Source organism: Streptomyces sp. NPDC059037 (assembly GCF_042740015.1).
GTDB lineage: Bacteria > Actinomycetota > Actinomycetes > Streptomycetales > Streptomycetaceae > Streptomyces.
In genome coordinates this window covers 1-10120 of sequence record NZ_JBHYIG010000331.1, presented here as the reverse complement: position 1 = coordinate 10120, position 10120 = coordinate 1, and the positions used below count along the sequence as shown (strand labels likewise).

12 protein-coding genes are annotated in these 10120 nt (G+C 71.6%); 5 read left to right on the top strand and 7 right to left on the bottom strand.

The window, feature by feature from the left end; all coding sequences use genetic code 11:
* Nucleotides 1-457: TetR family transcriptional regulator (locus tag ACFWY6_RS40175; protein WP_384701268.1), on the top strand; the 457-nt coding region annotated here is incomplete at its 5' end.
* Nucleotides 458-490: 33 nt separating this feature from the next.
* Here the strand turns inward: ACFWY6_RS40175 and ACFWY6_RS40170 are convergent.
* On the bottom strand, nt 491-955 hold the full coding sequence (locus ACFWY6_RS40170; protein ID WP_266868748.1) for a MaoC family dehydratase: 465 nt from the start codon (nt 953-955) through the stop codon (nt 491-493).
* A gap of 95 nt (nt 956-1050) precedes the next feature.
* Between ACFWY6_RS40170 and soxR the strand changes: the two genes are divergently transcribed.
* Entirely contained in the window at nt 1051-1518 is a 468-nt protein-coding gene (soxR, locus tag ACFWY6_RS40165; RefSeq protein ID WP_360778010.1) for a redox-sensitive transcriptional activator SoxR, read from the top strand.
* Here soxR and ACFWY6_RS40160 read toward each other — a convergent pair.
* Together ACFWY6_RS40160 and ACFWY6_RS40155 are read right to left on the bottom strand one after the other, a co-directional pair.
* Nucleotides 1475-2785 carry a uracil-xanthine permease family protein gene (locus ACFWY6_RS40160; RefSeq protein ID WP_384701264.1) on the bottom strand — a complete coding sequence of 437 codons (1311 nt, stop codon included), beginning with the start codon at nt 2783-2785 and terminating at the stop codon, nt 1475-1477. The genes soxR and ACFWY6_RS40160 overlap by 44 nt on opposite strands.
* A gap of 4 nt (nt 2786-2789) precedes the next feature.
* The gene (locus ACFWY6_RS40155) at nt 2790-3929 is read right to left on the bottom strand and encodes an aryl-sulfate sulfotransferase (RefSeq protein WP_384701260.1); all 1140 of its coding nucleotides are present in this window, start codon (nt 3927-3929) and stop codon (nt 2790-2792) included.
* Nucleotides 3930-4006: 77 nt separating this feature from the next.
* Here ACFWY6_RS40155 and ACFWY6_RS40150 point away from each other — a divergent pair, with 77 nt between their 5' ends.
* On the top strand, nt 4007-4591 hold the full coding sequence (locus ACFWY6_RS40150; protein ID WP_384701257.1) for a helix-turn-helix domain-containing protein: 585 nt from the start codon (nt 4007-4009) through the stop codon (nt 4589-4591).
* 45 nt (nt 4592-4636) lie between these two features.
* Here ACFWY6_RS40150 and ACFWY6_RS40145 read toward each other — a convergent pair whose 3' ends face one another.
* The gene (locus ACFWY6_RS40145) at nt 4637-5704 is read right to left on the bottom strand and encodes an RNA ligase (ATP) (RefSeq protein WP_384701254.1); all 1068 of its coding nucleotides are present in this window, start codon (nt 5702-5704) and stop codon (nt 4637-4639) included.
* 180 nt (nt 5705-5884) lie between these two features.
* Between ACFWY6_RS40145 and ACFWY6_RS40140 the strand changes: the two genes are divergently transcribed.
* Nucleotides 5885-6661, top strand: a complete 777-nt coding sequence (locus ACFWY6_RS40140) for a hypothetical protein (RefSeq protein ID WP_384701252.1) — start codon at nt 5885-5887, stop codon at nt 6659-6661.
* On the opposite strand, the gene ACFWY6_RS40135 is transcribed toward ACFWY6_RS40140, so the two are convergent.
* Nucleotides 6613-7335: a 3-keto-5-aminohexanoate cleavage protein gene (locus tag ACFWY6_RS40135; RefSeq protein WP_384701249.1), complete on the bottom strand. Its 723-nt coding sequence runs from the start codon at nt 7333-7335 to the stop codon at nt 6613-6615. The genes ACFWY6_RS40140 and ACFWY6_RS40135 overlap by 49 nt on opposite strands.
* Before the next feature lie 27 nt (nt 7336-7362).
* On the opposite strand from ACFWY6_RS40135, the gene ACFWY6_RS40130 reads away from it, so the two are divergent.
* On the top strand, nt 7363-7881 hold the full coding sequence (locus ACFWY6_RS40130) for a hypothetical protein (RefSeq protein WP_384701247.1): 519 nt from the start codon (nt 7363-7365) through the stop codon (nt 7879-7881).
* A 48-nt stretch (nt 7882-7929) separates the two neighbouring features.
* On the opposite strand, the gene ACFWY6_RS40125 is transcribed toward ACFWY6_RS40130, so the two are convergent.
* Together ACFWY6_RS40125 and ACFWY6_RS40120 are read right to left on the bottom strand one after the other, a co-directional pair.
* Nucleotides 7930-8538 carry a hypothetical protein gene (locus ACFWY6_RS40125; RefSeq protein ID WP_384701244.1) on the bottom strand — a complete coding sequence of 203 codons (609 nt, stop codon included), beginning with the start codon at nt 8536-8538 and terminating at the stop codon, nt 7930-7932.
* 172 nt (nt 8539-8710) lie between these two features.
* Nucleotides 8711-9979, bottom strand: coding sequence for a serine-threonine protein kinase (locus ACFWY6_RS40120; protein WP_384701241.1), 1269 nt, complete (start codon nt 9977-9979; stop codon nt 8711-8713).
* Nucleotides 9980-10120 lie beyond the last annotated feature (141 nt).

The window sequence follows — 10120 nt, the reverse complement described above, 5'->3', positions numbered from 1 at the left end:
CTACATCCACTACAAGACCAAGGAAGAGTTGCTCCACCGGATCAGCAGGATCGGCCACGACAAGGCGCTCGCGATCCTGCGGACCGCCGCCGACGGCCCCGGCGGCGCGGCGGAGCGGCTCGCCGCGGCCGTGCGGTCCTTCGTCCGCTGGCACGCCGCCCACCACACCACCGCGCGGGTGGTCCAGTACGAGCTGGACGCGCTCGGGGACGAGCACCGCACGGAGATCGTCGCGCTGCGCCGGCAGTCGGACGCGGCGGTGCGGGACATGATCAACGACGGGGTGCGGGCGGGGGAGTTCGACGTCCCCGACGTGCCGGGCACCACGCTCGCCGTGCTCTCGCTCTGCATCGACGTGGCGCGCTGGTTCAACGTCGCGGGACACCGGACGCCCGACGAGGTCGGCGCGCTCTACGCCGACCTCGTGCTGCGGATGGTGGCGGCCCGCAAGCCCTGACCCGGGCGGGTCTCAGAAGTACCCCTGCGGGTCTCAGAAGTAGTAGCGGGACACCGACTCCGCGACGCACGCGGGCTTGTCGGCGCCCTCGCGCTCGACGGTGACCGTCGCCGTCACCTGTACACCGCCGTCCTTGGTCCCCTCGACCTCCTTGAGGACCGCGGTCGCCCGCACCCGGGAGCCCGAGGGCACGGGGGAGGGGAAGCGGACCTTGTTGGTGCCGTAGTTGACGCCCATCTTCATGCCCTCGACGCGCATCACCTGCGGCACCAGGCTCGGCAGCAGCGACAGCGTCAGATAGCCGTGCGCGATGGTCGTCTTGAAGGGGCCCTTGGCCGCCTTCTCCGCGTCCACGTGGATCCACTGGTGGTCGCCCGTGGCGTCGGCGAACTGGTCGATCCGCTTCTGGTCGACCTCCAGCCAATCGCTGTGCCCGAGCTGCTCGCCGACTCCGGCACGCAGGTCGTCGGCCGACGCGAAGATCCTCGGCTCTGCCATGTCCCTGGCCTCCTCAAAGAATTCGAACTAAGCGCTTGCTCAGCATGCGGGGTGCGTCGGTGTGTGTCAACGGATCAGCCATTAGGGTCTGAGGGGTGCCCCAGATCCCAGAGAAGATCCACGAGCTCTCGGTCGGCCAGCTGTCGGCCCGCAGCGGCGCCGCCGTGTCCGCCCTGCACTTCTACGAGTCCAAGGGCCTGATCAGCAGCCGCCGCACCTCGGGCAACCAGCGCAGGTACCACCGTGACGCGCTGCGCCGCGTCGCCTTCGTCCGTGCCGCGCAGCGCGTCGGCATCCCGCTCGCCACCATCCGTGACGCGCTCGACTCGCTCCCCGAGGAGCGCACCCCCACCCGCGAGGACTGGGCGCGCCTCTCGGAGACCTGGCGCTCGGAACTGGACGAGCGCATCAAGCAGTTGGGCCGCCTGCGCGATCACCTCACGGACTGCATCGGCTGCGGCTGTCTCTCCCTGGAGACGTGTGTGCTCTCCAACCCGGACGACGTCTTCGGCGACCGCCTCACCGGCTCCCGTCTGCTGGCGGAGCGGCAGACGCGGAAGTGACCTCGGGCGGTTCGCCCGGTCCAAGGCTGCGGAAGACGGCGCTGAGCAGCACCGCCGCCAGCGCCCCCGCGGCCACCCCGCTGCCGAGGACGGTGTGCGCCCAGGACGGCAGGCCCGTGTACATCCCGGGGGCCATGACCGGGAGCAGTCCCGCGACCAGGGCGAGCGCGACGACCACGCTGGCGGTGCCGTGCGTCAGGTCGACCCGGGAGAGCATGCTGAAGCCGAGGACCGCGATCACCGCGTAGATCACCAGACCCGCGGCACCGACGACGGGTTCGGGGATCGCGGCGAGCACCCGGGTCAGCGGTGTGAACAGACCGCACACGACGAGCAGCACACCCGCGCCCGCCGTCACGAACCGGCTGCGTACGCGGGTCAGTTGGACGATGCCGATGTTCTCGGCGCTGGTCACCATCAGCGACGTACCGAAGACGCCGGAGCCCAGCGAGACCAGGGCGTCGGCGCGGGCGATGCGCGGCACGTCGCGGCCCGCGTCCGGGGTGCGGCCGACCGCCTCGCTGTTGAGCACGGTCTGCCCGGTGGCCTCGGCGAGCGAGGCGAGCGCGAAGACGAGGAGCGGGATCGCGGCGAGCAGGTCGAAGTGCGGGGCGCCGTAAGGGAACGGCTCCGGCAGCGCGAACGCGGCGCCGGACGCGAGATGGATGTCGGTGCCGAGCAGCAGCGCGACGACGGTGCCGCCCGCGAGCCCGAAGAGCACCGCCATCTGCCGCCATACGCCGCGCAGCACGAGGAAGAGGACGGCGATGACGCCGAGCGTGGCGAAGCCGGGTCCTGGATCCGACGCCACCATCGGCGCCGTCACCTTGATCATGTTGATGCCGATCAGGACGACCGTCGTGCCCATCACCAGCGGCGGGAACAGCCGCACCACCCGTCCGTAGAACGGCAGTACGCAGATCAGGAAGGCCGCGGCGAGCAGCACGGACCCCGAGGCCGTCGCGGGCCCGTACTCCTGCGTGATCTGCAGGAAGATCGCCACCGCGGCGCCGCCCGGCAGCATCAGGAACGGCAGCCGCGCGCCGACGCGCAGCGCCCGCACGCCCAGGGACTGGAGCAGTGCGCCTGCCCCGCACAGCACCAGCGTGGCGCTGAGCAGCGAGGCGGTCTGCCCGGCGTCGAGCCGCAGTGTCGTGCCGATCAGGATCACCGAGGAGACGGGGGCCGCGACGCCGGCAAGCAGATGCTGGACGGCGAGCGGGGCGAGGCGTGGCAGCGGCAGACGTTCGTCGACGGCGGCGGCCACCGGGTCAGCCCTTCGCTGAGTCGTGCGCCGCGGCCAGCCAGGGCAGTTCGGACGCCGCGTAACGGTAGGCGCGGAAGACGGCGTTGGGTTCGGAGGGGAAGAGCTTGCGGACCTCCTCCTCCTGGTAGCCGCCGAAGTACGGCACGACGTACTCCCAGCAGAGATAGCCGTCGGCGGTGATCTCGAAGAGGCGGCCCGCGGGGGAGTCGGTGACCAGGGTGTTGCCGTTCGGCAGCCGCTGAGCGCTGCCCATGAACGGAGCGAAGAACGACTCGCGGGCCGGGTCGTGGTACTCCCAGACGACCTTGCCGCTCGCCCGCTCGATCTCGATGACGCGGCTGAACGGCACGTCCCAGTGCGGCCGGAAGACGCCGTTGTCGAAGACGAGGAAGTTGCCGTTCGCCAGCTCGGTGGGGCAGTGCTGCTGGGAGACGACGCCGGGCTCGGAACACCAGATGATCTCGCCGGTCTCGCGGGAGATGACGACGACGGCGGAGACCGAGCGGAAGCTGGCGAGGATGTCGCCGTCGCTCGTCGGCAGGACGCTGTTGATCAGCGGGTAGTGCTCACGGGCGTAGTCCGGGTGGAGCGGGAAGTCCTCGCGGCCGAGGTGCTCGGAGACCTTCCACTCCCACGTCCTGTTCCCGTCCGCGTCCACCTCGACGATCGTGTCCGCCCACACCGTGGTGCCGTCGGCCTCGGAGCCGGGCACACCACCGCGCACGGCGGCCGCGTCGGAACCGGTCAGCGGCTCCAGGGCGGTGTAGAGCAGCCGCCCGTCGCCGTAGTGGTGCGCGTCGTGGTGCTGGAGCGGGTCGCGGTGCTCGCGCAGGACCGTGCCGTCCGGGGACATCTCCTGCATGATCCCGCCGCGGTACTTGTGCCACATCGGGAAGAGCGCGGGCTCGCCGGGGAGTACGCCGTTGTAGGCGAGGTTCCCGTTCGGCAGGATCCGCGCGTGCCGGCCGGGGCGGTGCGGCAGGTTCCACTGATGGGCGATCTCGCCGCGGGTGTCGATCAGATAGACCTCGCCGCCGCCGGTGAGCGGCGCGAAGAGGGTGTAGCCGCCGTAACTGGCGTCCTCGTCCAGGGCCATCAGGCCGGTGCCGCGGCGGCGGCGCTGATTCTGGTCCACGCGGGCCATGGTGGGTCCGTCCTCTCGTCTACTTAAGTTTCTTAAGTGGTGCGGAAGACGTTAACCCAAGAGATAGGCTTCGCGATATGGGTAGGACTGACGACGCGGAGACCCCGCAGGTAGGACCCGGGATCCGCAGGCTGCGCCGCGCCCTGGACCTGACCCTGGCCGAAGTGGCGGCGCGGGCGGGGGTGTCGGCGCCCTTCCTCAGCCAGGTGGAGAACGGCCGCTCCCGGCCCAGCATGGGATCCCTGCAGCGCATCGCCGACGCCCTCGACACCACGGCCGTCCAGCTGCTCGCCGCGGCGCAGGCGCCGCGACCGGTCGACGTGGTGCGGGGCGACTCGGTCGCCGTGAGTGAGGGTGAGGGTGCGCGCGAGGCGCGGATGCGCCCCCTGGTCCGCGGTCACCAGCGGCTGCACGCCCTGGAGTTCACCGGTGACCACGGCTGGGGCCGCGAGTTCCGCCACCGCAACGACGAGGTTCTGTACGTCGCCGACGGCTCGGCCGAGGTGGAGGCGGCGGGCTCCGTCTACCGCCTCGAGCGGGGTGACACCCTGTACTGCGCCGCTGAACTCCCGCACCGGTGGCGCCCCTTGGAAGAGGGGACTCGGGTTCTTGTGGTGGGGATCGCGGACCATGTCCAGGTGGTGGACGAAGGTCTCAGCTGAGGAACAGGCCTTACCCGCCCACCGATCCGATCACCCCGCGTCCCCCTACTCGAACTCCGTCCCGCCCTTCCGCGTCAGATACGCGGCGCTGACCGCCTTCGCGATGGCGCGGCCTCCCGTCACCGCGCTGTACCGCTCGACCGCGGGCCGGATCACCACGCCCTCCCGCAGATGCAGCTCGCGCCCCGACACCGTCTCGCGCCCCGAAGCGGTCGCGAGCACCACATCCGTGTCGTACGGACCCTCGTACAGCCGTGGCACCAGCGGCAGTTCACCGCCGAGCACCGTCGCCGGATCCAGCCAGCGCAGCGCGCCGTCGATGTCCGCGCAGACGTCGAAGGCCGCGTAACCGATCGTGTCCCGGCGGCCGTCCGCGCCGTACGTCAGGTCCTGCACGCCCGCGCCGAACACCTCGCCGTAGACGCCGATCCGGCGCGCGCCGAGCCGCTCGGCCAGTGCGGCCGCCGCGGTCGCGACCCCGTGGGCGTGCACCGCGCGCCAGTACAGATTGCGCGGATCCTCCTTCAGGGCAAGGGACTTGGAGCCGAAGCCCTTCGACGAGACATGGACACGGGCGCCGTCCGCCACATACGTCAGGAGGCAGGCCGAACCGTGCAGCTTCTCCGTGAGGACCACCGGCTCGCCGGGCTCGAAGATGTCCGGGTAGCGCTGGACGTTCTCGATGTCGACCCACGGCAGCAGATCCGGCGCTGCCTCCACCTCGCCGTCCATCGTGGGCGGCACCGGCGGCACCCACTTGACGACGCCGAGCCGCTCCGCGAAGTCCGTGCCGTCCGCCGCGGCGGCCGCCAGGTCGACATCCGCGAGCGCACGCGGCCGGCACACGATGCCCTGCGACAGCTCGCCCCGCAGCCGTACCGCCTTCACCCGGTCCGACCTGCCGCCCGCGAGCCGCCCCGTCAGACCCAGCTCCTCGATCAACTCGGCGGGCAGCACGGACTGTTCGGGGATGTAGAGGGCGCTCTCGCCGGTGCGGTAGGCGCCCTTGGCGACCACGGCCCGGTACAGGCCCACCTGGGCCAGTTCGAGGGCGTCGGCGTTGGGATGCTCATGGATGGTCAGCACTTCGGCGGTGACGCGCAGCGTCGACATGGGAACGGGCTCCTAGGGTTCGCGCAGCTCAGGGCGTGCGCACCTCGATGGTCATCGCCCCCAACTGTCCCGTCGGCAAAGCGCTGGAGCGAACCAATATCGGCCTGGTAGCGTCACGCTCTTCGGACGGCGGCGGCACATCCGCCCGCCGCGCTCCGGAGTCCCGTCAGGAACCCCGCCATGACCGTCACGCCCCGCCTCGCCGAGGCGCTCGACCGCATCCATGACCTCTTCGGCGGCCTCACCGCCGCACCGGGCGAGACCGGCTGCACCTACTGCTACGGGGAGCAGGACATCGCCCTCCTGCACCGGCCGGACGCGCCGCTCCCGGACGATCTCCTGTGCGCGTTCATGCACGAGGTGGCCAACCACTTTGGCGACCATCCGGCCGTGATCCGCCGCCTCCTTCCGCAGTTCTGCACATGGCTGGCCGCCGGTGACTTCAAGGGGATGGGGTACGGCGCCTGCGGTCTCGGCCTCTCCGGCTGGCCCGAGTGGCCGCCCGAGCAGGCCGCCGCCGTACGGGAGTTCATCGACGCCTGGTGGGACGATTTCCTGCGGCGGGAGACATCTCCGTACGACGTCACGCGCGTCTTCGCCTACTGCGTCGACCTGGGCGGCACCGTCACGCCCCTGCTCGCGCGGTGGGCCCAGGAGTCTCCGGGCGGCCTTGGTGACCAGCAGCTCGCACGGGCCTGTGAGGCGTGGGAGCAGGATCTGCTGTACGACGACCTGGGCGGCGTGGTCCCGTGGTGGTACTGGTTCGACCGCGATGAGCCCCTCCGTGAGATACAGCGGTGGCTCGCCGAGCACGCCCCGGCCCGGCTGCGTGCCGTCGGCGCGGACCCGGACCTGGCCACCAGGATCGGGTTCCTCGCCCTGCCCTACGACGAGCGCTGGGACGACCCCTACTGGGACGCCGCCGACAGTTCCGCGAGCGCCGCCGAGACCAACTGAGCGTTCGACGCGGCCCGTTGCCCGTCCGGCAGGAACAGGGTGTCCTCCAGGCCGACGCGGGTCGCGAGGCCGAGCCGCCCCGCCAGACGGAGCACCGGCCAGGCCCCGCCCTCCTCGCCGTGCAGCAGCACGGGGCGGCCGTGCGCGGGGCCGATCGCGGCGAGCAGCGCGCGGGCCGACTCCGGGGCCGTCCCGGGGTCGGGGTCCGTCACCTCGGCGAGCACCCGCAGGACGCGCGGGCCGAGCGAGGACGCGGCGAACCGCCGGGCGCCGTCCGTGCCGGACCACAGGCCCGCCTCGACGCCCACGCCCCGGTCGAGCAGCGCCCGGGCCACCGCTTCCGCGCCCGGCTCGTGCCAGTTGACCGACGCGTGGTCGGGGAGCACCGTCCAGGCGCGGATCAGCCCCACCCGCCGGCCGGGATCCGTTTCGGCCCACGCGCCGGTGGTCACCCCTATAGGGACGGAGGCCGCGGCACGTACCGCGTCGAGCGTGGCCGCAACCGCGCGCGGCGCCAACGTGTCTTGTCCACAAGGGGACTTGGGGTGTACGTGCACATCCCGTGCCCCGGCCGCGACGGCCCGCGCCACGGACTCCGCCATCGCCCCGGGCGACACCGGGATCACCGCACCGTCACCCGCGCCGCGGGCGCCGTTCACACAGAGCTGCATCACCACAGGACAACACACAGGGGAGGGCCGATGGGAATCGCCGTCTGCTCGTTGAAGTGGGAAGCCGCCAGGACAGGGCCACAGAAGATCACGTACGACAGCGACGGCTACCACCTCGTGCGGTTTCCGTACGACGACGCCGAGGAGTCGTACGACCCGTGGCACATGCACGACCCCGGCAAGGGACACACCAGCCCGTCCCGGTTCCCGGACGCCCGCTCCGGGCTCATCTGGCCCAGTCACGACGGCTGGGGCACCCTGTCCGCGATGGTCTTCTGGGGAGCGGACGGCCGGTGCACGGAGTACCGGACGCGTTACGTACGTGATCCGCTCGGCGGCTCGACGGGGTACGACTCGACGGCCACCACCGACTGGGTGCCCACCCGGGGCGGGCAGTACCGGACGTACAGCTGGCAGATGTTCGTGCATCCGCAGACGCCCGTCGGCCTCAAGGTGTCGGCGCGCGGCGCCGGCGACGTGAAGATCGCCGCGCCGCTCGTGCTCGCCGAGTTCAAGCTGGCCATCCAGACGGACGTCATGACTCCCTGAACACATTCTGATCAGGCTGAGCGGTTCTGGTGGTTCCGATGGTTCTGATCAGGCGGAGACCAGCGGTCGTTCCCGCTTCGTTCGCGCCCGTGCCGTCGTCGCGGGCGTGAGCACCGGAATCGGCACCACGATCCCGCAGTTCGTGCAGACCGGGCCCGAGGACGGCTCGTGCGCCAGGCCGTGCTTCCAGACGAGATCGGGCCGCACACACACCGGGCAGACCGTGCCGGGGTCCCGTTCGAGCGCCGCTATCAGCCGGCGGAGCACCTCGGCGAGCGGCTCGGAGGGATGGATGCCGGGGTCGTCGCACCAGGCGACGCCGCAGCCGCCCCACGTGCACCGGTGCCAGTCGTCCACACTGCCCGGCCGGCGCAGGCCGTCGTGCTTCTCCTTGCGGCGGCGCTCCGCGAAACCCTCTTCGTAGGCGAGCCAGACCGCCCGCGCCGCCTCCAGTTCGTCGAGCGCCGCGACGAGCCGCGCCGGATCGGGCGACCGGTCCTCGGGCCCGAAGCCCGCCCGGGAGCACAGATGGTCCCAGGTCGCCCGGTGGCCGTAAGGGGCGAACCTCTCCAGGCACTTGCGCAGCGAGTAGCGCCGCAGCGCCAGATCGCTCTGCGGATCGCGCACCTGTCTCGCGAGACTCCGGAATCCGGCCATCGCCCTGCACCTCCGTCGCACGTTCTCGGACGTTGCCGAGTAGACGTATCGACACGCGATTCGGCTCCCTCGGCTTCCATCCGATTTTCGATGGCTGACATAAGGCGGCCGTGAGCTGGAGCTATGTGGGGCTTCTGAAGGGGTTCCCCAAGCACCGCCAGGAGCAAGGGAGTCAGGCAAGGGCGATCCGCCCCGCGGCGAACACGACACGCGCCAGTTCCTCATGGCAGATGTCGCTGTGCGCGCCGGCGGGCGGACCGCCGCGCCGCACCACCGCCGCCGCGTCCACGCTCACGCACCCCTTGGCGGGGATCGCCCGGCCCAGCTTGACGCGCTTGGCGCCGTCGACCGCGCGGATCCCGTTGTAGCCGATGGCGCCCCAGCGCTCCCACAGGCCAAGGAAGGTCGAGGAGTCCCCCGCGATCTTCGAGGCGAGCGGATAGAGCTTGCCCAGGGCGTCGTCGTGGCGCGAGTAGCAGGACACCAGCGGGCCGTCGATGCGGCGCTGTACGCCGTGCAGCGCACCGGCCCGGCGCGGGTCGTGCGGCAGCCGGCCGGAGAACGCGTAGTGCGAGAAGGCGCCTTGGAGCAGCGTCGTCGACTTCACGCCGCGCACCGACTCCGGCATCCCGCGCAGCGCGTACGAGACGAGCCGCGCGCCGAAGCTGTGCCCGATGAGATGCACCCGCAGCGCGGGCGCGTCGCGGACCAGGAGCCCGACCGTGGGGCCGAGTCCCAGCTGGCCCACCGTGCCCGCCCGGCGCTTCATCGCGTAGTAGCTGGCCTGGCGCAGGAGTTCGTGCGCCCCGTTCCAGAGGCGTTTGCGCAGACTCCCGAAGAGTTCCTGCTGCCCCGTGCCCTCCATCGCGGCGGCGAACAGCTCGCACACCTCGACGGCGTCGTCGGTCAGCATGGCGGGCTCGCCGCTCCAGATGTCGTCGGCGAAGCGCCGCGCGGGGCTGTTCTCGTGCACGGAGACGAGATCGCGTACGTGGCGGCCGTACTCGTAGAGGCGGGATGCGACCCCGGAGCGCTCGGCCAACAGGGCGCCGATGCGCTCCAGTTCGCCGTCATGGCCGGGGAACGTCGCGGCGAGCAGCCGCCGGGTCGGCTCGTCGAGCAGGGGGCCCGCACCCGCACCCGCGCCCGCGGCCGCCGCGGTGGAGCGCTCGAAGTCGGGGATCGGCTCGTCGGGGAAGCGGATCGCGGGCCAGATCACGCCCACGTATCCCAGGCGTACGCCCGTGCCCGCGAGGTCCCGGCAGGGCGTGAAGAACCGCCGGTAGAGGTCCCTCGCCGTGTCCTGGTCGTTGTTCCAGCCGTGCGCGAGGACGAGCAGATCGGTGACGCGCTCACGGGCCACCCCGGCGATGAGGCGGTCGCGCTGCGCGGTGTCGGCATCCCCGTCGGCGTCGAAGGTCAGTTCCCAGTAGGGCTCCACGCGGGCATCGTCCTGCGGCCCCGCGGCTCTGACCAGAGGTCCTGCACGGTGGGTCGCACGTGTGGGGTGCTGGTCGCGTCGCGTCAGGCAGCGAGGAGGCAGGCGGCGGCGGGCGGGCCGCGGCGGATCACGGAGTGCTGG